The organism is Variovorax sp. GW822-FHT04A09, assembly GCF_058801005.1.
This window is the reverse complement of the sequence record NZ_JBXAMV010000006.1, coordinates 80070-104490: the sequence shown is the minus strand read 5'-3', so window position 1 is coordinate 104490 and position 24421 is coordinate 80070. Positions and strand designations below refer to the sequence as shown.

The following is a 24421-nucleotide window of genomic DNA, read 5'->3' as shown; positions in this document are numbered from 1 at the left end:
CTCCTTTCGGCATGGCCGCCGCGCTGCAACCGCAACGCTTCATCGGCCTGATGTCGGGCACCTCGCTCGACGGGGTCGACGGCGTCATCGCCGATTTCTCCGACGACGGCCACCTCGCGGTGATCGGCCACGCCAGCGCCGACTTCCCCGCCCCGCTGCGCGCCGAACTGATGGCGCTCAACACCCCCGGCGACAACGAACTGCACCGCGCGGCCCTGGCCGGCAACGGCCTGGCGCGGGTGTATGCCGACGTGGTCGCGCAGCTGCTGGTCAGCACCGGCACGGCACCCAGCGCCGTCACCGCCATCGGCGCCCACGGCCAGACCGTGCGCCACCGGCCGCTCGAATTCGACGGCACCGGCTACACGCTGCAGGTCAACAACCCCTCGCTGCTGGCCGAACTGAGCGGCATCGACGTGGTCGCCGACTTCCGCAGCCGCGACCTCGCGGCCGGCGGCCAGGGCGCCCCGCTGGTGCCGGCCTTTCACCAGGCCCTGTTCGCCAGGCCCGACGCGCCCGTCGCCGTGCTGAACCTCGGCGGCATCTCCAACCTGAGCCTGCTGCCCGCCACGAACGCGCCGGCCGGCACCGCGCCCCTGCTGGGCTTCGATTGCGGCCCCGCCAACGCGCTGATGGACCACTGGTGCCAGCGCCACCTCGGCCAGCCCTTCGACCGGGGCGGCCACTGGGCGGCCAGCGGGCGCGTGCTGCCCGAGCTGCTGGCCCGGCTGCAGGCCGAACCATATTTCGCCAAGGCGCCGCCGAAGAGCACGGGGCGCGATTTATTCCATCCGGACTGGCTGGCCGGCCACCTGGGCACGGCCGCCTGGGCGCCTGTCGACGTGCAGGCCACGCTGGCCGAACTCACCGCCAGCACCTGCGCGGCAGCGTTGCGAAGCTATCAAAAAGAGAGCGCCTTGCTGATCGTCTGCGGCGGCGGCGCGCTCAACGACCACCTCATGGCCCGCCTGCGGGCCCTGCTGCCCGGCGTGCAGGTGCAGGCGTCGTCCGAACACGGCCTGCCGCCCCAGCAGGTCGAGGCGGCCGCCTTCGCGTGGCTGGCCCGGCGCACCGTCCGGCGCGAACCCGGCAACCTCGCGAGCGTGACCGGCGCGCGCGGGGCGCGGGTGCTCGGCGCGATCTACCCCGCCTGAAATCCGTCAGCCCTGGCCGGAGACCTCCGGCTGCGCAGGCTGCGCCGCCCGCACTTCTGCCGGCAGATGCCAGAAGATGAGCGCCGAAGCCACCGTGATGAGCCCCATGGTCGCGAACGTGGCCTGGAAGGCATCGAGCGTCTGCACCGCCGTGGCCGAGCCGAACACGCCGTTGTAGCCCGCCAGCACCGCGCCGGCGGCCGCCACGCCCAGGCTCATCGCCAACATCTGCACCATCGACAGCAGGCTGTTGCCGCTGCTGGCCATGCCGCCGTCGAGATCCTTCAGGGTGATCGTGTTCATCGCCGTGAACTGCAGCGAATTGACCGCGCCGAACACCAGCAGCTGCAGCAGGTGCAGCGCCACCGGCTGCCCCGGCGCCGTGAGGCCGAAGCTGGCCATGGTGCAGCCGACCAGCACCGTGTTGGCGACCAGCACGCGGCGGTAGCCGTGGCGCGTGATCAGCGGTGTGGCAAAGCGCTTCATCGCCATGCCGGCCAGCGCGACCGGCAGCATCATCAGCCCGGCGCGCACCGGCGAATAGCCCATCGACACCTGCAGCAACAGCGGCACCAGGAACGGCATGCAACTGCTGCCCAGGCGCGAGAACAGGTTGCCGAGCAGGCCGATGCTCAGCGTCGGAATGCCGAACAGCGCGGGCGAGAACAGCGGCTCCGGCGTGCGCGCCGCGCGCAGCCAGTAGGCGACCACGGCGGCGAAGCCGAAGATCAGCACCGCCATCACCCCGCCCTGGCGCAGCCCGAGCCCCGACACGCCGTCGACCGCCAGCGAGATCGCCACCATGCCGAAGGCCAGCAGCGCGTAGCCCACGCCGTCGAAGCGCTTCTGGAGGGCGCCGCGCAGGTCCGGCATGTAGCGCAGCGTGGCGATGCAGCCGGCCAGCCCCACCGGCACGTTGATCAGGAAGATCCAGTGCCAGGAGGCGTACTGCACCAGCCAGCCGCCCAGCGTGGGCCCCAGCAGCGGCCCGATGAGCCCCGGAATGGCCACGAAGCTCATTGCCTGCAGGAACTCGCCGCGCGGCACCGTGCGCAGCAGCGCCAGGCGCCCCACAGGCAGCAGCAGCGCCCCGCCCAGACCCTGCACCACCCGCGCCGCCACGAGCTGCCCCAGCCCCTGCGAGAGCGCGCACAGCACCGAGCCGGCCGCGAACAGCACGATGGCGCAGAAGAAGACGCGCCGCGTGCCGAAGCGGTCGGCGATCCAGCCCGAGGCCGGGATCAGCATCGCCATCGTGAGCGCGTAGGCCACCACCACCGACTGCATGCGCAGCGGGCTCTCGCCCAGGCTGGCAGCCATCGCGGGCAGCGCCGTGTTGATGATGGTGGCGTCCAGCGTCTGCATGAAAAAGCCCACGGCCACGAGCCACAGCAGGCTCTTGCGGGCGGGATCGACGGGGACGGCGGTGTCGGGGCTCATCGGGAAGGCGCGGGTTCGGACAAACGACAGGCAGCAAAAAGCCGCCCGGAGGCGGCTTTTTCGAGGGGGCTGGTCAGCAGCATCCAGGCATCAGGCCGAGAAGCTGGAACCGCAGCCGCAGGTGCTGGTGGCGTTCGGGTTCTTGATGACGAACTGGGCGCCCTGCAGGTCTTCCTTGTAGTCGATCTCGGCGCCGAGCAGGTACTGGTAGCTCATGGCGTCGATCAGCAGCGACACACCGTTCTTGGTCATGGTGGTGTCGTCTTCGTTGGTGATCTCGTCGAAGGTGAAACCGTACTGGAAGCCCGAGCACCCGCCGCCCTGCACGAACACGCGCAGCTTCAGGTCGGGATTGCCCTCTTCGGCGATCAGGTCGGCGACCTTGGCGGCCGCGCTGTCGGTGAAGACGATCGGCTCGGGCATCTGGGTCTGGATGTTTTCGGCAACAGCGCTCATGGGGTGAAACTCCTTGGGGGGCCGCTTGGGCGGCCAATGGGACGGATGCTACTGCAATGCCGCATTTTCGGCAGGCCGACTGTGGCGAGCACCCATCGCAAGTGGGGTCGGGCGCCGCATCCACCAGGGGCACCTGGGGGACGCGGCCACGAAAAAGCCGCCCGAGGGCGGCTTCTTGTCTCGCAACGAGCAGGGGATCAGCGCTTGCTGAACTGCTTGCGGCGACGGGCGGAGTGCAGACCGACCTTCTTACGCTCGACTTCACGTGCGTCGCGCGTCACGAAGCCGGCTTGGCTCAGGACGGGCTTCAGCGAAGCGTCGTAGTCGATCAGGGCACGGGTGATGCCGTGGCGCGTGGCGCCGGCTTGACCCGATTCGCCGCCGCCGTTCACGTTGACCATCACGTCGAAAGCTTCGAGGTTGTTGGTCAGCGCCAGGGGCTGCTTGGCGATCATGATCGAGGTTTCACGGCCGAAGAACGCTTGGATGTCCTTGCCGTTGACCGTGATCTTGCCGGTGCCTTTTTTCAGAAACACGCGGGCGACGCTGGATTTGCGACGGCCGGTGCCATTGTTCCATTCACCAATCATTCTCAAGGCTCCTTACAGTTCCAGCACTTTGGGCTGTTGGGCGGTATGCGGGTGCTCTGCACCACCGTACACCTTGAGTTTCTTGATCATCGCGTAACCAAGCGGGCCCTTGGGCAGCATGCCCTTGACAGCCTTTTCCAGGGCGCGGCCCGGGTGCTTGTTCTGCATGTCGCGGAAGTTCGTCGCCGTGATACCGCCCGGGTAGCCCGAGTGACGGTAGTACACCTTGTCGATCGACTTGGCGCCGGTGACGCGCAGTTGCGCGGCGTTGATGATGACGATGTAGTCACCGGTATCGACGTGAGGCGTGTAAATGGCCTTGTGTTTGCCGCGCAAACGGAGAGCAACTTCGCTGGCTACTCGTCCGAGGACCTTGTCGGTCGCGTCAATCACAAACCACTCGTGCGTCACGTCAGCGGGCTTGGCGCTGAACGTTTTGGTCATGAGTTTTTCTCTTGAAAGAGGGTTTGGCGAGCCCTTTTCCACGGTCGGCGTTCCTCTGATGGGAATCTCTTAGGTGGGTTTTCACGCCTTCCGCCCAATGAAAGGGTGGCTGGCATGCCTTCGCCGCGGGGCTACAAAAACGCTGCGAAGCCCGCGATTATATGAAGAAATGGCCAAACGGCCAATTTCCGGGCTTCCGGGGGCCTCAGCGCTGGATGCGGACCAGCTCGAGGCTCTCGTTCGCCCCCGAGGAGACCCCGCGCTGGTATTCGCCCTCGAAACGGACGACGCGGCCCAGCTCGGGGCTGTACCAGGCAGCGCCCCGAAACCGCGTGCTGGCGCCGCTCAGCGGCAGGCTGGTGGTGCTGGAGGCGAAGATCCAGCCCTCATAGCCGATGCGCATCACGTTCAGCTCCACCCCGTCCACGCGCATCGCGTGCTCGCCGCCCACCGAGGCGGTGAGTTCATGCCGCAGCCGGTCGCCGGTGGTCGTCACGTAGTCGAGCTGCCAGCGCATGCCGGGCTGGATGTCGTCCTTGCGCAATGCCCAGCCGCCCGGCGGCGACGCAGTGTCGAACAGGCCGCCGGCTGGCGACGTGATCGACACCACCTGCCCGTTGGTCTTCTCGATCCGGCTGCCGGCGTTGAACGACACCTCGTCGCCGCTGACCCGGTCCACCCGGTAGATCACCGGCGCCCGGTTGCCCGTCAGCCGGTCGGTCCGCACGTACTCGAGCGCGTCGCCGGCGCGCAGCGGCTCCGCCAGCGCCACGCCGGTGCTGCGCCGGGCGCCGCCTTCGGGCTCACGCGCCCGAGCCGCCAGCTGCGCCTGGGCGCGGGCCGGCAGTTCCGCCAGGAACTCGGCCGGCATCGCGAAATTCAGGTTGCCGCCGTCGCGGGCGGCGAAGGTGGTGATGCCCAGCAGGCGGCCGTCGCTGTCGAACAGCCCGCCGCCGCTCGATCCGGGCGCAATCGCCGCCGTGGTCTGCAGCAGCCGCGCCTCGCCGTCGCCGCCGCGCAGGCCCGACAGCAGGCCTTCGCTGAGCGTGTTTTCCAACCCGCGCGGGTTGCCGATGGCGTACACGCGCTGCCCCACCCGCGCACCGCCGGCGGGCGCCAGGGTCACCGGGGTTGCCGTGAAGTTGGCGACCTTGATCTGGCACAGGTCACGCCCCGGGTCCGGGTATTCGAGCGTGGCGCCGTAGGTGACGTTGTCGCGCTTGACCACGAAATTGCTGGCCTTGGCGAGCACGTGGCAGTTGGTGACGAGCCGGCCGGGCGCGATCACCACGGCGCTGCCGGCGCGCAGCGGGCGCTCCTGCGCGTCGAAGGTGCGCACGGCCCAGACGCTGCCGGTCAGCTTGGCGAACAGGGCGTCGGGCTCCAGCGCGGCGGCCGGGCCAGCGGCCAGCAGGGCGCCCGCGGCGCACAGCCACGGCGCGGCGTTCTTCCAGATCGGCTTCACGGCTTGGCGGGCAGCAGGCCGCGCAGGTCGTCCATCGAGACGCGGGCGTCGGGCGCGGCGGGCGGCGCTGCGGGCGCGGGGCGCGCCGGAGCGGGCGGTGCGACCGCCACGGGAGGTGGCGGTGGCGCCACCACAGCGGGCGCGGGCGCGGGCACAGGCACAGGCGCTGCCACGGCCGTCTTCGGCGCCGGCGCGGCCGCCATCTCGGTCGTGCCGATCTTCATGCCGACCGTCGCCTCGTCGCCGGTCTGCGCGCTGCGGTCGAAGCTGCGCACCTCGCCGAAGATCAGCTGGATCCAGCTCGGGTAGTTGAAGCCCGCCCCGGTGCCGGTGTCGATCGCCACGCCGACCAGGCCGCCGATCATCACGTTGCCGACCAGGCCCACGTTGACGCGCGAAATCGCCTGGCCGCGGGCCGGCGGCAGGCCGGACTGGGTGCATTCGATGTTCAGGTTCTCGCCCGAGCGCCGCACCGGCAGGGTCAGGCCCGAGCGCACCACCGCATCATTGCGGTCGTTGGAGACCCGGCAGCGGGCGCCGTCGACCACCTTGCCCTCGGGCGACAGGGTCTCGACCTTCACGTTCTGCGTGGTGCCGTGGGTCACGGAGGCGCAGCCCGTCAAAATAGACAAAACACCCGCGCCGACGCACAGGCCCCAAAATCGCCATCCGGCTCCTAGCATTGCTGCCCCTCGTTGTGTTTTGTAAATCAATGTAGCGCCGCGCGAGTCTAGCGCTCCCCTTTCCACTTTTTCAGGCCTCATTCCATGTTCAGTTACCGCCACGCGTTCCATGCCGGCAACCACGCCGACGTGCTCAAGCACACGGTCCTGATTGCCACCCTCGACCACCTGCTTGAAAAAGACGCCGCGCTGACCGTCGTCGACACCCACGCCGGCGCCGGCCTGTACCGGCTCGACGGCGACTACGCCGGCACCAGCGGCGAAGCGGCCGACGGCGTGCTGCGCTTCTTCGCCGCGCCGGACAAAGCCCCCGACACGCCCGCCCCCGCCGCCAAGTCGACGGGCAAGAAGCCCGCAGCCCCCGCCGAAGACAAGCCGGTCGCCGAAGCCATCGCCCGCTACCTGAGCGTGATCCACGACTTCAACCCCAAGGGCGGCGCCCGCGTCTACCCCGGCTCGCCGTTCATCGTGCAGCACCTGCTGCGCGACCACGACAAGCTCAAGCTGTTCGAGCTGCACCCGACCGACGCCCGTACGCTGGACGCCAACATCGCCCAGCTCGAGGCCGGCCGCCGCATCGCCGTGCTGCGCGACGACGGCTTCGGCAGCGCCACCAAGTTCCTGCCGCCGCCCTCGCGCCGCGCGCTGGTGCTGATGGACCCGAGCTACGAAATGAAGACCGACTACGGCCGCGTGCTCGACTTCGCAGCCGAGGCGCTCAAGCGCTTCGCCACGGGCACGTATGCCGTCTGGTACCCGATCATTCCGCGCCCCGAGGCGCACGACCTGCCACGCCGCCTGAAGACGATGGCGACCAAGGCCGGCAAGCCGTGGCTGCACGCCACGCTGACGGTCAAGTCGAGCAAGATCACGAAGGACGCCGCCTCGGGCGAAACGCAGCGCCCGGGCCTGCCGGCCAGCGGGATGTTCCTGATCAACCCGCCCTACACGCTGAAGGCGCAACTGGCCGAGGCGCTGCCGCAGCTGGCCGAGCGCCTGGCCCAGGACCGCAACGCCGCCTACTCGCTCGAGAGCGGCGGCTGAGGCCGGCCGCTCAGCGGCGCTTGCGCGGCGGCACGATCACCCGCTTGCGCGCAGGGGCCGGCGCACGCACGCGCGAGGTCGGCGCCTCGGGCAACAGCGCGGGCTGCAGATCTTCCGCCGCCACGGCCTGGCCGCCGCAGCGCATGCCCTCGCGGTCGATGACCGACAGCGCCACCTGCTTGATGCCCATGCTCGTGAGACCGATGCGGTCGGCCGCGGCGCGGCTCAGATCGATGATGCGGCCCGGCGTGAAGGGCCCGCGGTCGTTGACGCGCACCAGCACCTCGCTGCCGTTGACCAGGCTGCGCACGCACACGCGCGTGTTGAAGGGCAGCGTCTTGTGGGCCGCCGTCATGGCGCCCATGTCGAAGCGCTCGCCGTTGGCGGTCTTGCGCTGGTGGAACTGGATGCCGTACCACGAGGCGCCGCCGCGCTCGAAGATCTCGCGCGGTTCATCGCCGGGCACGCCATCGTCCAGCGATTCGCCGGTGCCCGACACCGCGAGGTCGTAGCGCACCGACGGCACGGCCGAGCGCGGCGCGGCGCCGGGCGGCACGGCCAGGCCGCGTCCCAGCGGCTGCAGCCGCTTGCCGGACGCCGCCGGCGCAGCGGCGGTGTCCGCGTCTTTCTCCTGCGTGGCAGGCGGCATGGTGCACCCTGCGAGCACGCAGGAGACCGCGACGGCGACCGCGCGCAGCCCTCTCAATCCAGGCGCTCCAGGATCGCCAGCGTGGCCGCCGACTGGTTCATCGTGTAGAAGTGGATCGCGGGTGCGCCGCCCGCTTGCAGGCGCGCGCACAGGTCGGTCACCACGTCCAGGCCGAAGGCCTTGATGGAAGCCGTGTCGTCGCCGAAGCCCTGCAGCCGCAGGCGGATCCAGCGCGGGATCTCGGCGCCGCAGGCGTCCGAGAAGCGCATGAGCTGCGTCGAGCTCGTGATGGGCATGATCCCCGGCACGATCGGCGTGTCGAGCCCCAGCTTGCGCGCGTCGTCGACGAAGCGGAAGTAGGCCTCGGGGCTGAAGAAATACTGCGTGATGGCCGAGTCGGCGCCGGCCTTCATCTTGGTCGCGAAGGCCTGCAGGTCGGCTTCGGGCGAGCGCGCCTGCGGATGCACTTCGGGGTAGCAGGCCACCTCGATGTGGAAGTCGCGGCCGGTCTCCTCGCGGATGAAGGCGACGAGGTCGCTCGCGTACTGGAACTCGCCGCCGATGCCGTAGCCGCTGGGCAGGTCGCCGCGCAGCGCCACCAGGCGCTTGACGCCCATGGCCTTCAGCTCGGCCAGTTGCTCGCGCACGGTGGCGCGCGTGGCGCCGATGCACGAGAAGTGGCTGGCGGCGTCCACGCCCTCGGCCAGGATCTCCTGCACCGCACCGAAGGTGCCCTGGTGCGTGGAGCCGCCCGCGCCGTAGGTGACGGAGCAGAACTGCGGCTTGCGCGCATACAGCTGCTGGCGCACGGCGCGCAGCTTGACCGCGCCTTCGGGCGTCTTGGTCGGGAAGAATTCGAAACTCAGCGGAAGGCGCACCTGCGTCTCCTTAGGAACCGTCGCCCGCCTTGGCAGCAGCACGAACGGCGTGAATGAAAAACTCGCGGTTGCCGTCGCCCCCGGCGATCGGGCTGTCGAACCAGCGCAGCACCTTCAGCTCGAGCGCCGCGCAGGCGTCGTGCAGGCGCTTCTCGACCACAGCGTACATCGCCTCGTCGCGCACGATGCCGCCCTTGCCGACCTGGCCGGGCTGCAGCTCGAACTGCGGCTTGACCAGCATCAGCAACTGGCCGTCGTCGGCCAGGAACTGCACCACGGCCGGCAGCACCAGCGTGAGCGAGATGAAGGACAGGTCGCCGACGATGAGGTCGAAGCGCGGCTCGGCCGGGGCTTCGACAACTTCGAGCGCCTCACCCACCTCGTCGTCCTCGCCGTCGTCCACCTGCAGATCGGCCGGCGACAACGCCCGCGCATTGACGCCTTCGATGGCGACCACGCGTTCGTCCTCGCGCATGCGCGGATGCAGCTGCCCGTGGCCCACATCGATGCCCACCACCTTGGCAGCACCGTGCTGCAACAGGCAGTCGGTGAAACCGCCGGTCGACTGGCCGATGTCCAGGCACAGCCTGCCCGTCGGGTCCACGCCGCTGGCTTTCAGCGCACCTTCGAGCTTGAGGCCGCCGCGCGACACGTAGCGTGCCTCGGCGGCGTCGGCGAGCTCGAGCTCGGCCGACTCGGGCACTTCGTCCTTGTTCTTGACGACATTGCGCCACGCGTCGCTCGTGCCCGCGTCACGCCAACGCATGCCGCCGGCGATGAGCCGGACAGCTTGCGAACGCGAGGCGGCCATGCCGCGCTCCACCAACAGTTGATCGGCGCGCACGCGGATCAATAGCGGTAGGTGTCCGGCTTGTAAGGGCCGTTCTTGCTCACGCCGATGTAGGCGGCCTGGGCGTCGGTCAGCTCGGTGAGCATGGCGCCGACCTTCTTCAGGTGCAGGCGCGCGACCTTCTCGTCCAGGTGCTTGGGCAGCACGTAGACCTTGCCGGCTTGATACGCATCGGGCTTGGTGAACAGCTCGATCTGGGCGATGGTCTGGTTGGCGAACGACGACGACATCACGAAGCTCGGGTGGCCCGTGCCGCAGCCCAGGTTCACGAGGCGGCCCTTGGCCAGCAGGATGATCTTCTTGCCGTCGGGGAAGGTGATGTGGTCCACCTGCGGCTTGATCTCTTCCCACTCGTACTTCTCGATCGACGCGACGTCGATCTCGTTGTCGAAGTGGCCGATGTTGCAGACGATGGCCTGGTCCTTCATCTTGACCATGGTGTCGTGCGTGATGACGTCCTTGTTGCCGGTGGTGGTCACGAAGATGTCGGCCTTGTCGGCGGCGTACTCCATGGTCACGACCTTGTAGCCTTCCATGGCGGCCTGCAGGGCGTTGATGGGGTCGATTTCGGTGACCCACACCTGGGCGCTCAGGGCGCGCAGGGCCTGGGCCGAGCCCTTGCCCACGTCGCCGTAGCCGGCCACGCAGGCCACCTTGCCGGCGATCATCACGTCGGTGGCGCGCTTGATGCCGTCCACCAGCGATTCGCGGCAGCCGTACAGGTTGTCGAACTTGCTCTTGGTGACCGAGTCGTTCACGTTGATGGCGCGGAACAGCAGCGTGCCCTTGGCGCTCATCTCGTTCAGGCGGTGCACGCCGGTGGTGGTCTCTTCGGTCACGCCGATGATCTCGGCCGACTTGCGGGTGTACCAGGTGTCGTCCACGGCCAGCTTGGCCTTGATGGCGGCGTACAGAATGCGTTCTTCTTCGCTGGTCGGGTTGGCGAGCACGCCCAGGTCCTTTTCAGCGCGCTGGCCCAGGTGCATGAGCAGCGTGGCGTCGCCGCCGTCGTCCAGGATCATGTTCGGGCCTTCGCCCTTCGAGCCCTTGGGACCGAAGTCGAAGATGGCGTGGGTGTAGTCCCAGTAGTCCTTCAGCGACTCGCCCTTGATGGCGAACACCGGCGTGCCGGCGGCGGCGATGGCGGCGGCGGCGTGGTCCTGCGTCGAGAAGATGTTGCACGAGGCCCAGCGCACTTCGGCGCCCAGGGCTTGCAGCGTCTCGATGAGCACGGCCGTCTGGATGGTCATGTGCAGCGAGCCCGTGATGCGCGCGCCCTTCAGGGCCTGGCCCTTCGAGAACTCTTCACGGATGGCCATCAGGCCGGGCATCTCGGTTTCGGCGATCTTGATTTCCTTGCGGCCCCAGGCGGCAAGGGACAGGTCGGCAATCGCCTGGTCGGCGGTCGAGACGGGGGTGGGCTTGAGTACAGCGCTCATGTGAACTCCAAAACTGGTTTGAAAGATGCCACTGCGTACGGGGAAGAAAGACTCACCGCGAGAACAGCGGGTGAGCGTGGTTGCGATGTGGTCCGAGCCTCACGCCTGACGGCGCTGCAACGCTCCTCGGAGCGCCGGATTGTAGTCGCGGCCGCCCGGCCCGCCAATCGACCGGGGCATCCCACATCACGGAAAGCGCGAGCGCCCGCCAGGCCGGGCCGGGCGGCGCGGGGCACCCCGGGAAACTCCGCAGGCAAATCCGCGCTTGGAGCGCCCTGAGCCGCGCCGGCCCGGCGTATCGTGGCGGCGGGCCCCGGCCGCCCGGCCGCTGCCTGCATCCACCCGTTCGATTGTTTTCATCACCCGACACAGGAGATTCCGCACCATGGCCACTGCCAAGAAAGCCGCCGCGAAAAAAACCACCGCCAGCAGCGCCGGCGCGAAGCAGGCGGCGCCGTCCGCCGCGGACATGCTCGATCCGATGAAGAACCTCAAGGGCATGGCCGAGCGCCTGCAGAACCTGAACCTGACCGGCGGCGCCGGCAAGCTGCTCGACAGCGGCCGCAAGGACCTGCAGGCGCTGATGCAGGCCAATGAAAAGTCCTACCAGGGCCTGCAGACCGTGGTGCAGCGACAGACCGAAATGATCAAGACCGCCATCGCCGAATGGCAGACCGCCGCCAAGGCGATGCCGGGCAAGGACCCGAAGGAAAACCTCGCCAAGCTCGACGAGCTGGGCCGCCAGTCGTTCCAGCGCGCCGTCGACGACATCAAGGAACTGGCCACCCTGGCCGCCAAGTCGCAGGCCGACGCCTTCGACGTGGTGCGCCAGCGCATCCAGGCCAACGTGGACGAGGTCACGAAGCTGCTGCAGCGCAAGTAACAAGAAGAAAAGAAAGGCCCGCATGACCGCCGTCGCGCCCCGCACCGAACGGCGCACCCGCGCCAACGGCATCGAACTGGCCTGGGACAGCTTCGGCGACCCCGAGGCGCCGCCGCTGTTGCTGGTCATGGGCCTCGGCGCCCAGATGGTCGCCTGGGACGACGCGTTCTGCGCCGCCCTGGCGCAGGCCGGCGGCCACCACGTGATCCGCTTCGACAACCGCGACATCGGCCACTCCACCCACCTGCCGCACGCCGGCGTGCCCGACATCCAGGCGCTGATGCTGCAGGCCATGGCCGGGCGCCCGCTGCAGGTGCCCTACACGCTGCGCGACATGGCCGACGACTGCGCCGGCCTGCTCGACGCGCTGGGCATCGCGCGCGCCCACGTCGTGGGGGCGTCGATGGGCGGCGCCATCGGGCAGGAGATGGCCATCCATCACCCGGGGCGGATGCGCTCGCTCACCAGCATCATGTCGAGCACCGGCGACCCGGCCCTGCCGCCGCCCACGGCCGAGGCGCTGGCGGTGCTGTTCGCGCCCGCGCCGACGAGCTTCGAGGCCTACCTGCCGCACCACGCCAAGCTGTGGCGCGTGCTGCGCGGCCCCGACGCCTTTCCGCTCGACGAGGCGCGCGACGCCGAACGCGCGCAGCTCGCCTTCCTGCGCGGCCTCAACCCGGGCGGCGTGGCGCGGCAGTTGGCGGCCGTGTTCGCGTCGGGCAACCGCAAGCCGGCGCTGCGCGCGGTGCAGGTGCCCACGCTGGTGATCCACGGCGATGTCGATCCGCTGGTGCCCGTGGCCTGCGGCGTCGACGTGGCCGAGGCCATTCCCGGCGCGACGCTGCTGCGCATTCCGCGCATGGGCCATGCGCTGCCGATCGCGATGTGGCCGCAGATCATCGAGGCCATCGCCGCGCACACCGCACGGGCGGCGCGGCGCGACGATCACTGAAGAAAAAAGAGACACGACAACGAACCCAGACGGAGGTGTTTTCATGAACCAGTTTCCGTCCCTCGATCCCATGGCCCTGTGGCGCGAGCTCACGGCCCAGTGGGAAAAAAGCACCAACGAATTCGCCAACGAAGCCATGGCCTCGGACCCGTTCCGCCAGGGCATGCACGGCGGCATGAACGCCTCGCTCACCGCGCAGAAGGCGGTGGGCGACCTGATGGCGCGCTACCTCACGCTGCTGAACCTGCCCACGCGCACCGACCTGCAGGCGCTGGGCGAGCAGCTGCACCGCATCGACGACCACCTGGCGGGCATCCGCCGCGCGCTGGAAGGCGGGGCCGGGCCGGCCGCGCGGACCGCCGATACGGCCACTGCACCGCCACGGCCGCGTCGCACCAAGCAACCGCCGGCGGCGGCAGTGCCCGCACCTGCCGCCAAGACCGCCGCCCCCAAGAAACGCCCCACTGGAAAGCGCCGCCCATGAGCGCGCCGCCCGACACCTTCCAGCTGCCCGACATCCGCGGCGAGATCGAGCGCACGATCCAGCGCAACATCAAGGGGCTGGACTTCCTGACCTCGACCGCGCCCGCTGTCGGCCTCACGCCCAAGGACGAGATCCACCGGCGCGGCACGCTGAGCCTGTACCACTACCGCCCGATGGTCGACGAGATCTACCGCGTGCCGGTGCTGATGGTGATGGCCACCACCAACCGCGCCTACATCTTCGACCTCGCGCCAGGCCAGAGCATGGTCGAGTATTTGCTGCTCAAGGGCTACGACGTCTACGTGATGGACTGGAACGCGCCGCGCCCCGACGAGAAGCGCCTGCGCATCGAGGACTACGTGCTCGACTTCATTCCCGATTCGATCCGCCGCGTGCAGGAAGACTCGGGCGAGGAAGACGTGACCATCGCCGGCTACTGCATGGGCGGCGTGCTCTCCACGCTGTACGCGGCGCTGCACCCCGGCGGGCCGATGAAGAACCTCGCGCTCTTCACCACGCCGATCGACTTCAGCCGCATGAAGCTGTTCCACGCGTGGTCCGACCGGCGTTATTTCGACGTCGACCGCCTCATCGACACCGTGGGCAACGTGCCGCCCGAGATGCTGTTCGCCTCCTTCGACATGCTGCGCCCCGCCGGGCGCGGTGCCGGGCTGGTGCAGCTGTGGGACAACATGGCCAACGACGAGTTCGTCAAGTCGTACCGCATGTTCGACCGCTGGGGCGCCGAGATGCTGCCGCTGGCCGGCGAGTACTTCCGCCAGACCGTGAAGGAGCTCATGTGGGACAACAAGCTCCACAAGGGCGAGCTGGTGCTCGGCGGGCGCCCCGTGCTGCTGAAGAACATCACCGTGCCGGTGCTGCACGCGCTGGCGCAGCACGACCACATCGTGCCCTACGAGGCGGGCCAGCCGCTGATCGCCGGCATCGGCTCCACCGACAAGGAAGAGGTGGTGCTCAAGGGCGGCCACGTGAGCCTGGCGGCCGGCACCAACGCCGTGCGGCGGCTGTGGCCCAAGCTCGACGAGTGGCTGGGCGTGCGCTCCACCTGACGAACACAACCATCCCCCTACGCTCATGACCGCCTCTTCTTCCCGCACCTACCCGCGCACCGTTTCCCACGCGGACGGCGACATCGCCCTGCGCCTGATGACCGGCGCCGACGCCCCCGCCGTGCTGGCCTTCGCGCAGGCGCTGCCGGCGCACGACCTGCTCTTTCTGCCGCGCGACATCACCGAGCCCAAGGTGATGGCCGCCTGGGTCCGCGCCATCGAGCGCGGCGACATCGACAGCGTGCTCGCCGTGCGCGACGGCGCCGTGCTGGGCTGCGCCGCCGTCATCCGCGACCCGCATTCGTGGTCGGGCCACGTGGCCGAGCTGCGCGTGCTGGTGTCGCCCGCGCTGCGCGGCGGCGGCCTGGGCCAGCAGCTGGCGCAGGAGGGCTGCGCGCTGGCCTTCGCCCACGGGCAGGAAAAGATCGTCGCCCAGATGACCGTCGACCAGCGCGGCGCCATCGCCGTCTTCCAGGCCCTGGGCTTCCGGCCCGAGGCCCTGCTCACGCGCCACGTGAAGGACCGCGAGGGCAAGGCGCACGACCTCGTGGTGCTGAGCCAGGACGCGGCGCAGGTCGAGGCGCAGATGCGGGCGTACGGGGTGACGGAGGCGTTTTAGGCCTACAGCCCGGGGTTGGCGGGGCGGCCTCCTAAAATCGGGGGATTCCCCTGCAGATTGCCCACCTTGTCTTTTCTCGCCGAAACCCGCCGCCGTCGCACCTTCGCGATCATTTCCCACCCTGACGCCGGCAAGACCACGCTGACCGAAAAACTGCTGCTGTTCTCGGGCGCGATCCAGATCGCCGGCTCGGTGAAGGCGCGCAAGGCCTCGCGCCACGCCACCTCCGACTGGATGGAAATCGAGAAGCAGCGCGGCATCTCGGTGGCCTCGTCGGTGATGCAGATGGTGTACCGCGAGCACGTGATCAACCTGCTCGACACGCCCGGCCACAAGGACTTCTCGGAAGACACCTACCGCGTGCTCACCGCCGTCGACTCGGCGCTGATGGTGATCGACGCGGCCAACGGCGTGGAAGCGCAGACGCGCCGGCTGATCGAGGTCTGCCGCCAGCGCGACACGCCCATCATCACCTTCGTCAACAAGATGGACCGTGAAGTGCGCGAGCCGCTGGACATCCTGGACGAGGTGGAGCGCGAGCTCGGCATGCCCTGCGTGCCCATGACCTGGCCCGTGGGCCAGGGCAAGAGCTTCCGCGGCATCATGAACCTGCGCACGCAGGCGATGACGGTGTTCGAGTCGGGCAGCGAGCGGCTGCCGCACGACTTCGAGACCATCCCGCTGAGCGAGCGTGACACGCTCGTCAAGCGCTTCGGCGCCGACTTCGAGCACGCCATGGAAAGCATGGAACTGGCCACCGGCGCCTCGCCCACCTGGGACCGCGAGGCCTTCCTGGCCGGCAAGCAGACGCCGGTGTTCTTCGGCTCCGGCGTGAACAACTTCGGCGTGATGGAAGTGCTCGACGCGCTGGTCGACCTGGCGCCCTCGCCGCAGTCGCGCACCAGCACCACGCTGGTCAACCGCCAGCCGGTGGTGAAAGAGATCCAGCCCGAGGACAAGGACTTCGCGGGCGTGGTCTTCAAGGTGCAGGCCAACATGGACGCCAACCATCGCGACCGCATCGCCTTCGTGCGCATGGCCTCGGGCAAGTACACGCCGGGCATGAAGCTGAAGGTGCAGCGCACCGCGAAGGAACTGCGCCCCACCAGCGTCGTGACCTTCATGAGCCAGCGCCGCGAGGCGGTGGAAGAGGCCTACGCCGGCGACATCGTGGGCTTCACCACCCACGGCGGCGTGCAGCTGGGCGACACCATCACCGACGGCGCGAACCTGCAGTTCACCGGGCTGCCCTTCTTCGCGCCCGAGCTGTTCATGACCGTGATTTTGAAGAACCCGCTGCGCACCAAGCAGCTGCAGCAGGGCCTGGCCCAGCTCGGCGAAGAAGGCGCGATCCAGGTCTTCCGCCCCGAGGTCGGCGGCCCGATGCTGCTGGGCGCGGTCGGCCAGCTGCAGTTCGAAGTGGTGCAGCACCGCCTGAAGGCCGAGTACGACGCCGACGTGCGGCTCGAAGGCTGCCAGTACACGGGCGCGCGCTGGATCACGGCCGACACCCCGGCCGAGCTGCGCGAGTTCGTCCACGCGTACCCGGTGCGCATGGCCAAGGATGCGGCCGACACGCTGGCCTTTTTGTGCACCTCGCCCTACGACGTGCGGCTGGCGCAGGAGCGTTTTCCGAAGATCCACTTCCATCCGCTGCGCGAGCACGCGGGCCTGGCGCTGCAGAGCGCCGGCTGATCGGCTAGCTGCCCGACGAGGTGTAGTGGCGCAGCCCCATGCGCCACGCACCGAACGCCGCCGCGAGGAACACGAAGCCTGCGAGCGGCGACACCCACCCCACCCAGGCCGGCGCGCCCAGCGGGTCGGGCTTGCCCAGGATCGCCAGCACCGGGTAGTACGCCACGCAGGCCAGCGGCACGATGAAGGTCAGCACGCGGCGGAACCACTGCGCATAGAGCGCCAGCGGGTACTGCGCCGCCTGCACGCCGCCATAGGTGAGCACGTTGGCGATCTCCAGGCTTTCGACGGTCCAGAACGACAGCGTGCCCTGTAGCACCAGGATGCCGAGGAACAGCGCGATGCCGCCGGCCAGGGCGAACGTTGCGATTGCCACGGCGCTGGGGGTCCATGCGATGTCGGCCTGCACGGTCGCGAAAGCCAGCACGAGCAGGCCCTGCAGCAGACGGCCGAGGCGGCTGATGCGCACATCGTGGCCCATGAGCTGCAACGCGAGCGGACGTGGGCGCAGCAGCAAGCGGTCGAAGGTGCCGGTGCGCAGGAACTCGGTGCCCAGCACGTCGAAGCCGCGGCCCAGTGCGTCGGCGAGGGCGAACATGCAGTTCACGAGGCCATAGAACAGCGCGACCTCGCCAATGCCCCAGCCCTGCACCTCGCCGAAGCGATGGAACAGCGCCCAGACGGCGACGACCTCGATGCCTGTGCCGAGGAACTGGCCGAGGGTCAGCAGCAACGCGGACGCGGGGTACCTGGCCTGGCCGCTGATGGAGGCGGCCATGAGGCGGAAGAAGAGAGGGAGGGCGCCCATCTTCAATGGCCCTCGCGGCCTGTGTCGCCGTGGTTCAGGGCGCGTGCACAGGCCACCGGGTACTTCCCTCCGCGAATGTCCCCCGGGCTTCGCCCTCCTCCTTGATTTCGCTGCGGGAAGCACCCAGTGTCCTGCGCACACCGAGCGCGGTCGTTGTGCCGGTCGATCCACCGCTGTGCGAATTGCGTCATGCCACTCATTGCTCGTAGCAGATGTCGAGCCTGATCAATGCGCCGCGGGCATCGATGCGGTCGGCTCGGAAGTAGAAGCGGTCGCGGTAGCTGTCGAGGCGAAGGGGCGCGGTGACCGGGTCGCCCCAGCTCGTCACCGAGAAGCCCTGCCCTTGCAGCCATCGCAGCAGGGTGTCCAGGCGCTGCGGGTCGGCGTCGACGCGGATGTCGGCGTCTGCGGGCGGCGTGCCCTGCGGGTCCTGCTGCCAGCGCGCGAAGCTGCCGAACAGCGTGAAGACGTGTCCTGCGGCGCGCATCGCATCGAGCAGCGCAGCGGTGGCCGACAGGTCGATGCGCTCGCGCTGCTTGCGAAAAACCAGCGCGTGTTCGTGGCGCCGGTCGGTGCGGGCATCAGTGTCGTTGTCTGCCGCGTCGTGCGGATAGACCAGCACGCGCTCCTCCTCCATCGTGAAGAGCGAACCCAGGATGCGGGCGAGATCGAAGGCCAGCGGCAGCACGCGATCGCCGATCCGGAGGTTCTCCACCATCGCGATGCAGGCGCCGCCCTCGCGCAATCCGGCGCGGACGCGGTGAAAGACATTGCGCAGGCCGTCGAGGTGCTGCGCGTAGCTCGGGCTGTCGTAAAGCTGGGACGTTGCCTGCGCACCGGTCCAGCGGCAACCGAAGTAGGGGACGTTCGTCAGGCACAGGTCGAAGGGCGGGAGCGCTGCGTCTTCGAGCGCATCGCACGAGGCGTGCAGGAGCGTCGTGCCGTGGGCGAGGCCGTGGCGTGCCAGCCGCTCGCGGATGAGGTCGAGGCGGCCTGCATCGACTTCGCAGCCCAGGGCCTGGCGCTGCTCGAGGCGCGCCGCGAGCAGCGTCGTGCCGAAGCCGGCGAACGGATCGAACACCGTGTCGCCCGGTTGCGAGAACCGGCGCACGAAGGGCAGCATCTGCTCGACCCATCCGCAATCGCGCCCGCCCATCGGGTCCCGCGCGCGCAGGTCGTCCGGCAGGCGGTAGCGCGGCGATTCATGGTCGAGCATCAGCCAGCTGTGACTGGTCATGGACAGGCCTTCGCGGTGCGCGTGTCGAGCAGCACGTCGTGCCCCGGCTCCCAGCCGGCGCAGAGCTGTCCGTCGGCAAAGTAGACGAGCTTGTAGACGTCGCCGGTCGCGTGGCGCGCGTGCATGGCGCCGTAGTCGGCGCTTTCGAAGACGACCGTCAGGCCGCTGTCGGTGCGCAGGCGCAGGTTCCAGAAGTAGTAGCCCTCGGTGAGGCTTTCGAGGGTCCACCCGCGCGAGATGTCGGGGGCATCGAGGCAGGCCGTCAGCAGCGCGTCCATCGAGACCCGCTGCGTGCGCAGATAGCGCGCGGTGGCGTTGTCGCGATAGCCGTCGTCGAGCCGCGAGAACTCCCGGAAGACGACGGTGCCGGCGCCGCATTGCCGTGCCCACGCGAGGTACGCGGCCACGTCGGTCGGCTGCGCGACGCCGCCGCGCTGGAGGATGCACACGAGCCGCAGCGCCACCGCATCGGCGAGCTGGCGCGCGGTGCGTTCGAACACGGCGGCATCGCCGATGGCCACCTCGGGCCGGAACCGCATGATGGCCTGGTTGACCGCGCCGTCGTGGTGGTGGCGGGACAGCTCCAGCCAGCTCATTCCGAAGCCTTGCAGCGCGCGCCGCAGCACCTCGCCCTGCGGTCCGGCAAAGCCTGCGCCGTTGGTATAGAGCACACGGTCTTCGACCACCGGGCCTTCGCTTTCGCCCGCGGCCAGCGTGTGCAGCAGCCGGAGCATCCAGTCGGCGTCGTCGCTCGTTTCCAGGCCCGAGAGCGACCACGACAGCGGCACGTCGCGCAGGGCCCGCAGCGCGCGGAACAGGCCGTCGAAGTAGTCGGGCGCCGGACGCAGCCGGGACGCCGAGGTTCCGCCGTCGGTCTTGCGCAGGTTTTCCGAGCAGAAGCCGCAACGAGCCGAACAAGGCTTCACGGAGGCGTACGGCGTGAACGTGAGGGGCTGCGCAAGGCGCCGCGCGACGCCGCCGATCGTGTGCGTGTGCCAGCGCGCGGCCTCGTTCGAAGGCGGCGTGCGAAGGGTCACCCCGCGCACGGAGCGGCGAAGGCGTTCGAAGAGCGGGGAACTCGCGCTGCGCGGCAGATCGGCCACGGCGATCTGGTCGATCGCGCAGGTCACGGTCCGTGCAGCGGGGGGCGTCGGCGTATCGGCTTCGACGGGAATGACGGGGCACATGGCAGGGGCGGGGTTGTCGCACCCGCCACCATACGACAGCGCTGCCTCCGAGGGCGGGAGTGGCTCCCTGCGCGCGCCCATCACCCTAGCCACCTTGCACCTGCAGACTGCGCATCGTGCGCCCCATCGCCATCCGCCCGAACGCGACCAGCGCGACGATCCAGAAGCACTGCAGCCCCAGCGCGGCCAGCGCATGCCAGCCGCTCAGGTGCCCGAAGTACAGCCGCGCCGGAATATCGAACAGCCCCGCCAGCGGCTGCACCAGCAGCGCGGTCTGCCAGGCGTCGGGCAGCAGCACCAGCGGCAGCAGGTTGCCCGAGAACACGATGACCACGGGCGTCGCCACCGCCTGGATGCCGCGCTCGTTGAGCGCCGCCGTGGTCGCCACGTTGAGCAGCATCACCATCGCGGTCGAGAGCAACAGGCCCAGCACCACCGACAGCAGGAACGCCGCGCCGGCCACCGCGTTCGCGGGCAATTGCCAGGCCCAGTCGCCCAGCCCCACCAGCGGCAATGCGACCGCGGCGAAGGCCGCCATCAGTGCCACGCGCGGCAGCAGGCGCGCCGCGATCCAGCCTGCGGTGCGCGCGAACCACAGCGCGTAGGCGTCCACCGGGCGCAGCCGGTCGTAGGCGACCGCGCCGGTGCGCGCGGCCTGCGCCACTTCGGGGTCGCCGAGCCAGGGCATCAGCACCAGCAGGCCCTGCGCGAGCCAGGTGTAGGTGATGGCCTGGGCCAGCGACATCGACGAGGCCGCGCCCGCGATGGCGCTGCCGCTGTAGAACGCGGCGAACACCATCACCTTGATGCCGCCCCACCAGCACTGCGTGGCAAAGCCCGCGAGCGCCGCGGTGCGGTACTGCAGCATCTGCAGGAAGCGCGAGACGAACGCCGCGACATACGGCCGGGCGAGGTCGCGCGGGCCCATGGCCGGCCTCACGCCTCGGCCGCTCCGTGCATGGCGTAGAAGCGCGCGATCACGGCTTCGATCGCGAGGCCTTCGAGGCGAATGTCTTCCACGGCGTGCGCGCCGGCGATGCGGGCGATGAGCGCGGGCGCGGGGGTCTGCTTGGGGTCGAAGTCGAGCACCAGCGTCTGGCCGTCGCGCGAATGCACGGTGGCGCCGTCGACCTGCGCGGGCAGCGTGGCATCTTGTGCAAAGTCGACCACCAGCCGGCGCTCGGCCATCACCTGCGCGCGCAGTGCCTCGACCGGGCTGTCGGCCAGCACGCGGCCGTGGCCGATGACGATCACGCGCTGGGCCAGGGCCTCGATGTCGTGCATGTCGTGCGTGGTCAGCAGCACGGTGGTGCCGCGCTCGCGGTTGGCGCGGCGCACGAAGTCGCGCACGGCGAGCTTCGAAGGCGCGTCGAGGCCGATGGTCGGCTCGTCGAGGAACAGGATGTCGGGCTCGTGCAGCAGCGCCGCTGCAATCTCGGCGCGCATGCGCTGGCCCAGCGACAGCTGGCGCACCGGCTGGTCGAGCACGCGCTCCAGGTGCAGCAGCGCGACCAGCTCGTCGCGCGTGCGGCGGTAGCGTTGCGGATCGACGCGGTAGATGTCGCGCAGCAGGTCGAAGCCGTCGCCCACGGGCAGGTCCCACCACAGCTGCGTGCGCTGGCCGAAGACCACGCCGATGCGCGCCACGTGCCGCTCGCGGTCGGCAAAGGGGTCGCGGCCGTCGACTTCCACGCGCCCGCCGTCGGGCCGCAGGATGCCCGAGAGGATCTTGATGGTGGTCGACTTGCCCGCGCCGTTCGGCCCGATGAAGCCCAGCAGCTCGCCGCGCTCCAGCGCGAACGACACGCCCGACAGCGCCTCCACCGTGCGGTGGCGGCGCTGCAGCAGGCCGCGCAGCGCACCGCGCAGACCGGGGTCGCGCTCGGACACGCGGTAGGTCTTGCGCAGGTTGTCGACGAGGATGTGAGGCATGGTGGACGGTGCCGCGCCGGCCTGAAAGCGCGGCGGGGGCGGGATGCTACACGAAAGCGCCGGTACGATCACGGGCCCTTTCGAGAATCCTGTCCATGTCTTCGCCTCCCCTGCCCGCCTCGCCCCACCACCTGCTGCCGCTCACGCGCTGGCCCGCCGACGCGCGCGCGGCGCTGGTCGGCGTGTTCACCGACATCGACGACACGCTCACCACCGACGGCGCGATCACGCCCGATGCGCTGAAGGCGCTGTCCGACCTGAAGGCCGCGGGCCTCGCCGTGGTCGCGATCACCGGCCGGCCCGTGGGCTGGAGCCTGCCCTTCGTGAACAGCTGGCCGGTCGATGCCATCGTGGCCGAGAACGGCGCGGTGGCGCTGCGCCCTGCGGCCGGTGGCGGTGTCGAAAAGCGCTACCAGCAGGACGCCGCCACGCGCGCCGCCAACTTCGCGCGCATGCAGGCCGTGCTGGCGCGCATCGAGCGCGAGATTCCGGGCGCCGGCCGTGCCACCGATTCGCCGGGGCGCGAGACCGACATCGCCATCGACCACAGCGAGTTCGTGACGCTGAGCGACGACACCATCGCGCGCGTCGTCGCGCTGATGCGCGGCGAAGGCATGCACGCCACCGTGAGCAGCATCCACATCAACGGCTGGTACGGCGACAACGACAAGCTCGAGGGCGCGCGCTGGATCGTGCGCGAGCTCTGGGGCCGCACGCTCGACGACGAGATGGAGCGCTGGGCCTACGTGGGCGATTCCACCAACGACCAGCTGATGTTCCGCAGCTTCGCGCACAGCATCGGCGTGGCGAACGTGGCGCGCTTCGTGCCGCAGCTGGAGCACCTGCCGCGCTATGTGACGCAGGGCGAGCGCGGCGCGGGGTTCGCGCAGGCCGCGCAGGCGGTGCTGTCGGCGCGCTGAGCCGCGCGCCGCGCGGGCGTCGCGCACGAAAAAAAGGCCCGCGCAGGGCGGGCCGAATGGACCGGTTGAACGACCCTTGGAGAAACTTGCAGGGGTGAGGGTCGCGCGATGCGCGACCCTTCAGGACATCAGAACGTGTGGCGGATGCCGAACTCGTAGCCCATCGAGCTCTTGGCCTGCAGCGCGGTGCGGTTGAACGTGGTGGCGTACGACGGGCCTGCACCCACCGTGAGCGCCGCGCCGTTCTTGTTGCTGACGCGCGCGACCGTGCCGTACAGCGCGGTGCGCTTGGACAGGTTGTGCACGTAGCCCAGCGCGAGCTTGCTGGCCTTCGGATCGGCGTTGTTCACGCCGAACACGGGCACGCGGTTGAAGTCGTACTTGACCTGCGAGTACGACGCGCGGATCACGCCCGGGCCGACCGGCACGGTCACGCCCAGCAGGTAGCCGGTGAGGTCCACGTCCTGGCCGGGCGTGAAGATGTTCAGCGCGTTGCGCTCGTCCTTCGAACGCGAGATTTCGCCGAACAGCTTGGCCACGCCGAAATCGTAGGTCGCGCCGAGGTTGAAGGTCTTGACCTTGCCCGGGCGTGCCACGGCGGCGGCGCCGCTGCCGGTCGTGAAGCTGGTGTCGTTCTGCGCGTAGCTGGCGGCGATGTCGAACGGGCCCGTCGTGTAGCCCAGGCGACCGCCGATGTGGCGGCCGGTGTTGGTGCTGGCGGCGGTGTCGGGCGACAGGCGCGTCTGCTCGGCCAGGCCGTAGGCCACGTTGCCGTAGAAGCCGCCCAGGCGCGGCAGGAAGTACTGCACCATGTTGCTGGCGCGCTTGTAGGTGCCGTTGCTGCCGTAGCCGCTGCCCGGCACGCTGGCTTCGTTGGCGTCGATGATCAGCGAGCCGCCGATGCCGGTGTCGCCGAACGGGTCGAACTGTTCTTCGTTCATCACCGTCGCGGTCTTGTCGCGGCCCAGGCGCAGTTCGCCGAAGCTGCCTGCCAGGCTCACGGTCGAGCGGCGGGTGAAGTTCGAGACGCCGGTGGCGCCGTCGTCATTCGTGATCGGGGCTTCGAGCCAGAAGCTGGCCGACAGGCCGCCGCCCAGGTCTTCCACGCCGCGGAAACCGAGGCGGCTCGAGCTCAGGCCCGAATTCGCCAGCTCGGTGCGGCTGGCCTTCACGCTGTAGGCGGGGCCGAAGGGGGTGGTCGAAACGCTCTTGTTCGCTACGTTGCGGTAGGCGGCATCGACCACGCCGAACAGGGTCACGGTCGATTGCGCCGACGCGGCGCCGCAGGCTGCGATGGCAGCCAGAACAAGCAGGGATTTTTTCATTGGTGTCACTCCAGGAGGGGGATGCCGCTGCGCCGAGACCGGGCGCGACTTTGGGACGTCCGGGCCTTGTTGCCGCGAGACTGGGTCCGAGTTTTCCTTCACTGGAAGACAAAGGGATTACATAGGGTTAACGCCTAGATTGCGGAGGGGTATAGGGGGTGAGTTCAGGACAGCGGTCGCAGATCGGGGTAGGCGCAGCGCACGCCTCCCCCTTTTT

Annotated in this window: 25 protein-coding genes and 1 riboswitch; of the genes, 9 read left to right on the top strand and 16 right to left on the bottom strand. The window is 69.5% G+C overall.

All coding sequences use genetic code 11. The features are described 5' to 3' along the window. Window positions 1–11: 11 nt before the first annotated feature. Window positions 12–1154, top strand: coding sequence for an anhydro-N-acetylmuramic acid kinase (locus tag AC1RLW_RS26135; protein ID WP_493195639.1), 1143 nt, complete (start codon window positions 12–14; stop codon window positions 1152–1154). A gap of 6 nt (window positions 1155–1160) precedes the next feature. Here the strand turns inward: AC1RLW_RS26135 and mdtD are convergent, their stop codons facing one another. The 6 genes from mdtD to AC1RLW_RS26105 form a co-directional block, all read right to left on the bottom strand. Continuing rightward, window positions 1161–2594 (bottom strand): multidrug transporter subunit MdtD, encoded by a 1434-nt coding sequence (gene mdtD, locus AC1RLW_RS26130; RefSeq protein ID WP_493195638.1) that lies wholly within the window; start codon window positions 2592–2594, stop codon window positions 1161–1163. A 90-nt stretch (window positions 2595–2684) separates the two neighbouring features. Beyond that, a complete protein-coding gene (gene erpA, locus AC1RLW_RS26125) occupies window positions 2685–3050 on the bottom strand; it encodes an iron-sulfur cluster insertion protein ErpA (RefSeq protein ID WP_056577477.1) in 366 nt (121 codons plus the stop codon). 197 nt (window positions 3051–3247) lie between these two features. Further along, window positions 3248–3640 (bottom strand): 30S ribosomal protein S9, encoded by a 393-nt coding sequence (rpsI, locus tag AC1RLW_RS26120; protein ID WP_062479216.1) that lies wholly within the window; start codon window positions 3638–3640, stop codon window positions 3248–3250. Window positions 3641–3652: 12 nt separating this feature from the next. Then, entirely contained in the window at window positions 3653–4084 is a 432-nt protein-coding gene (gene rplM / locus AC1RLW_RS26115; protein WP_062479213.1) for a 50S ribosomal protein L13, read from the bottom strand. Window positions 4085–4289: 205 nt separating this feature from the next. Next, window positions 4290–5549: a S1C family serine protease gene (locus AC1RLW_RS26110; RefSeq protein ID WP_493195637.1), complete on the bottom strand. Its 1260-nt coding sequence runs from the start codon at window positions 5547–5549 to the stop codon at window positions 4290–4292. Beyond that, entirely contained in the window at window positions 5546–6154 is a 609-nt protein-coding gene (locus tag AC1RLW_RS26105; protein ID WP_493195636.1) for a hypothetical protein, read from the bottom strand. The genes AC1RLW_RS26110 and AC1RLW_RS26105 overlap by 4 nt, the downstream gene beginning before the upstream one ends. 162 nt (window positions 6155–6316) lie before the next feature. Here AC1RLW_RS26105 and AC1RLW_RS26100 point away from each other — a divergent pair, with 162 nt between their 5' ends. Continuing rightward, window positions 6317–7276, top strand: coding sequence for a 23S rRNA (adenine(2030)-N(6))-methyltransferase RlmJ (locus AC1RLW_RS26100; RefSeq protein ID WP_493195635.1), 960 nt, complete (start codon window positions 6317–6319; stop codon window positions 7274–7276). Window positions 7277–7286: 10 nt separating this feature from the next. Here AC1RLW_RS26100 and AC1RLW_RS26095 read toward each other — a convergent pair whose 3' ends face one another. The 4 genes from AC1RLW_RS26095 to ahcY are packed head-to-tail and all read right to left on the bottom strand — an operon-like array spanning window position 7287 to window position 11092. Beyond that, the gene (locus AC1RLW_RS26095) at window positions 7287–7925 is read right to left on the bottom strand and encodes a septal ring lytic transglycosylase RlpA family protein (RefSeq protein WP_095746890.1); all 639 of its coding nucleotides are present in this window, start codon (window positions 7923–7925) and stop codon (window positions 7287–7289) included. Window positions 7926–7978: 53 nt separating this feature from the next. After that, window positions 7979–8803 (bottom strand): methylenetetrahydrofolate reductase [NAD(P)H], encoded by an 825-nt coding sequence (gene metF / locus AC1RLW_RS26090; RefSeq protein WP_062482359.1) that lies wholly within the window; start codon window positions 8801–8803, stop codon window positions 7979–7981. 10 nt (window positions 8804–8813) lie between these two features. After that, window positions 8814–9647 carry a TlyA family RNA methyltransferase gene (locus tag AC1RLW_RS26085; protein ID WP_493195634.1) on the bottom strand — a complete coding sequence of 278 codons (834 nt, stop codon included), beginning with the start codon at window positions 9645–9647 and terminating at the stop codon, window positions 8814–8816. A 5-nt stretch (window positions 9648–9652) separates the two neighbouring features. After that, the gene (gene ahcY, locus AC1RLW_RS26080; protein WP_095947939.1) at window positions 9653–11092 is read right to left on the bottom strand and encodes an adenosylhomocysteinase; all 1440 of its coding nucleotides are present in this window, start codon (window positions 11090–11092) and stop codon (window positions 9653–9655) included. A 65-nt stretch (window positions 11093–11157) separates the two neighbouring features. Then, a riboswitch (S-adenosyl-L-homocysteine riboswitch) is annotated at window positions 11158–11226 on the bottom strand. Window positions 11227–11477: 251 nt separating this feature from the next. Here ahcY and phaP point away from each other — a divergent pair. The 6 genes from phaP (at window position 11478) to AC1RLW_RS26050 (ending at window position 16795) form a co-directional block, all read left to right on the top strand. Beyond that, window positions 11478–11975, top strand: a complete 498-nt coding sequence (gene phaP, locus AC1RLW_RS26075) for a TIGR01841 family phasin (RefSeq protein WP_062482351.1) — start codon at window positions 11478–11480, stop codon at window positions 11973–11975. A gap of 22 nt (window positions 11976–11997) precedes the next feature. Further along, window positions 11998–12927 carry an alpha/beta fold hydrolase gene (locus AC1RLW_RS26070; protein ID WP_493195633.1) on the top strand — a complete coding sequence of 310 codons (930 nt, stop codon included), beginning with the start codon at window positions 11998–12000 and terminating at the stop codon, window positions 12925–12927. Window positions 12928–12970: 43 nt separating this feature from the next. Beyond that, on the top strand, window positions 12971–13411 hold the full coding sequence (locus tag AC1RLW_RS26065; RefSeq protein WP_493195632.1) for a hypothetical protein: 441 nt from the start codon (window positions 12971–12973) through the stop codon (window positions 13409–13411). Beyond that, window positions 13408–14481, top strand: coding sequence for an alpha/beta fold hydrolase (locus AC1RLW_RS26060; RefSeq protein WP_307584315.1), 1074 nt, complete (start codon window positions 13408–13410; stop codon window positions 14479–14481). Before AC1RLW_RS26065 ends, AC1RLW_RS26060 begins: the two co-directional genes overlap by 4 nt. 25 nt (window positions 14482–14506) lie before the next feature. Further along, a complete protein-coding gene (locus tag AC1RLW_RS26055) occupies window positions 14507–15100 on the top strand; it encodes a GNAT family N-acetyltransferase (RefSeq protein ID WP_139706027.1) in 594 nt (197 codons plus the stop codon). Window positions 15101–15166: 66 nt separating this feature from the next. Continuing rightward, the gene (locus tag AC1RLW_RS26050) at window positions 15167–16795 is read left to right on the top strand and encodes a peptide chain release factor 3 (protein WP_062482912.1); all 1629 of its coding nucleotides are present in this window, start codon (window positions 15167–15169) and stop codon (window positions 16793–16795) included. Between the two features lie 4 nt (window positions 16796–16799). Here the strand turns inward: AC1RLW_RS26050 and AC1RLW_RS26045 are convergent, their stop codons facing one another. The 5 genes from AC1RLW_RS26045 to AC1RLW_RS26025 all read right to left on the bottom strand — a co-directional run bounded on the left by AC1RLW_RS26045 (window position 16800) and on the right by AC1RLW_RS26025 (window position 21959). Next, the gene (locus AC1RLW_RS26045) at window positions 16800–17603 is read right to left on the bottom strand and encodes an ABC transporter permease (protein WP_493195631.1); all 804 of its coding nucleotides are present in this window, start codon (window positions 17601–17603) and stop codon (window positions 16800–16802) included. A 196-nt stretch (window positions 17604–17799) separates the two neighbouring features. Next, entirely contained in the window at window positions 17800–18840 is a 1041-nt protein-coding gene (locus tag AC1RLW_RS26040) for a DNA methyltransferase (RefSeq protein WP_493195630.1), read from the bottom strand. Beyond that, window positions 18837–20027 carry a hypothetical protein gene (locus tag AC1RLW_RS26035; protein ID WP_493195629.1) on the bottom strand — a complete coding sequence of 397 codons (1191 nt, stop codon included), beginning with the start codon at window positions 20025–20027 and terminating at the stop codon, window positions 18837–18839. Before AC1RLW_RS26035 ends, AC1RLW_RS26040 begins: the two co-directional genes overlap by 4 nt. Before the next feature lie 85 nt (window positions 20028–20112). Then, complete coding sequence (locus AC1RLW_RS26030) at window positions 20113–20955, bottom strand: ABC transporter permease (protein WP_493195628.1); 843 nt, start codon at window positions 20953–20955, stop codon at window positions 20113–20115. 8 nt (window positions 20956–20963) lie between these two features. Then, window positions 20964–21959: an ABC transporter ATP-binding protein gene (locus tag AC1RLW_RS26025; protein WP_159272795.1), complete on the bottom strand. Its 996-nt coding sequence runs from the start codon at window positions 21957–21959 to the stop codon at window positions 20964–20966. A 95-nt stretch (window positions 21960–22054) separates the two neighbouring features. Between AC1RLW_RS26025 and AC1RLW_RS26020 the strand changes: the two genes are divergently transcribed. After that, window positions 22055–22879 carry an HAD-IIB family hydrolase gene (locus AC1RLW_RS26020; protein ID WP_493195627.1) on the top strand — a complete coding sequence of 275 codons (825 nt, stop codon included), beginning with the start codon at window positions 22055–22057 and terminating at the stop codon, window positions 22877–22879. Window positions 22880–23007: 128 nt separating this feature from the next. On the opposite strand, the gene AC1RLW_RS26015 is transcribed toward AC1RLW_RS26020, so the two are convergent. Beyond that, window positions 23008–24204 carry a porin gene (locus AC1RLW_RS26015; RefSeq protein WP_062477373.1) on the bottom strand — a complete coding sequence of 399 codons (1197 nt, stop codon included), beginning with the start codon at window positions 24202–24204 and terminating at the stop codon, window positions 23008–23010. Between the last annotated feature and the right edge of the window lie 217 nt (window positions 24205–24421).

Excerpts from the sequence above, each read along its gene's own strand:
- erpA (WP_056577477.1), bottom strand. The coding sequence starts at position 3,050 with ATGAGCGCTGTTGCCGAAAACATCCAGACCCAGATGCCCGAGCCGATC.
- rpsI (WP_062479216.1), bottom strand. The coding sequence starts at position 3,640 with ATGATTGGTGAATGGAACAATGGCACCGGCCGTCGCAAATCCAGCGTC.
- AC1RLW_RS26065 (WP_493195632.1), top strand. The coding sequence starts at position 12,971 with ATGAACCAGTTTCCGTCCCTCGATCCCATGGCCCTGTGGCGCGAGCTC.
- AC1RLW_RS26045 (WP_493195631.1), bottom strand. The coding sequence starts at position 17,603 with ATGGGCGCCCTCCCTCTCTTCTTCCGCCTCATGGCCGCCTCCATCAGC.
- ahcY (WP_095947939.1), bottom strand. The coding sequence starts at position 11,092 with ATGAGCGCTGTACTCAAGCCCACCCCCGTCTCGACCGCCGACCAGGCG.
- mdtD (WP_493195638.1), bottom strand. The coding sequence starts at position 2,594 with ATGAGCCCCGACACCGCCGTCCCCGTCGATCCCGCCCGCAAGAGCCTG.
- rplM (WP_062479213.1), bottom strand. The coding sequence starts at position 4,084 with ATGACCAAAACGTTCAGCGCCAAGCCCGCTGACGTGACGCACGAGTGG.
- phaP (WP_062482351.1), top strand. The coding sequence starts at position 11,478 with ATGGCCACTGCCAAGAAAGCCGCCGCGAAAAAAACCACCGCCAGCAGC.
- AC1RLW_RS26070 (WP_493195633.1), top strand. The coding sequence starts at position 11,998 with ATGACCGCCGTCGCGCCCCGCACCGAACGGCGCACCCGCGCCAACGGC.
- AC1RLW_RS26100 (WP_493195635.1), top strand. The coding sequence starts at position 6,317 with ATGTTCAGTTACCGCCACGCGTTCCATGCCGGCAACCACGCCGACGTG.
- AC1RLW_RS26020 (WP_493195627.1), top strand. The coding sequence starts at position 22,055 with ATGTCTTCGCCTCCCCTGCCCGCCTCGCCCCACCACCTGCTGCCGCTC.
- AC1RLW_RS26015 (WP_062477373.1), bottom strand. The coding sequence starts at position 24,204 with ATGAAAAAATCCCTGCTTGTTCTGGCTGCCATCGCAGCCTGCGGCGCC.
- AC1RLW_RS26095 (WP_095746890.1), bottom strand. The coding sequence starts at position 7,925 with ATGCCGCCTGCCACGCAGGAGAAAGACGCGGACACCGCCGCTGCGCCG.
- AC1RLW_RS26030 (WP_493195628.1), bottom strand. The coding sequence starts at position 20,955 with ATGGGCCCGCGCGACCTCGCCCGGCCGTATGTCGCGGCGTTCGTCTCG.
- AC1RLW_RS26055 (WP_139706027.1), top strand. The coding sequence starts at position 14,507 with ATGACCGCCTCTTCTTCCCGCACCTACCCGCGCACCGTTTCCCACGCG.
- AC1RLW_RS26035 (WP_493195629.1), bottom strand. The coding sequence starts at position 20,027 with ATGTGCCCCGTCATTCCCGTCGAAGCCGATACGCCGACGCCCCCCGCT.
- AC1RLW_RS26135 (WP_493195639.1), top strand. The coding sequence starts at position 12 with ATGGCCGCCGCGCTGCAACCGCAACGCTTCATCGGCCTGATGTCGGGC.
- AC1RLW_RS26060 (WP_307584315.1), top strand. The coding sequence starts at position 13,408 with ATGAGCGCGCCGCCCGACACCTTCCAGCTGCCCGACATCCGCGGCGAG.
- AC1RLW_RS26040 (WP_493195630.1), bottom strand. The coding sequence starts at position 18,840 with ATGACCAGTCACAGCTGGCTGATGCTCGACCATGAATCGCCGCGCTAC.
- AC1RLW_RS26025 (WP_159272795.1), bottom strand. The coding sequence starts at position 21,959 with ATGCCTCACATCCTCGTCGACAACCTGCGCAAGACCTACCGCGTGTCC.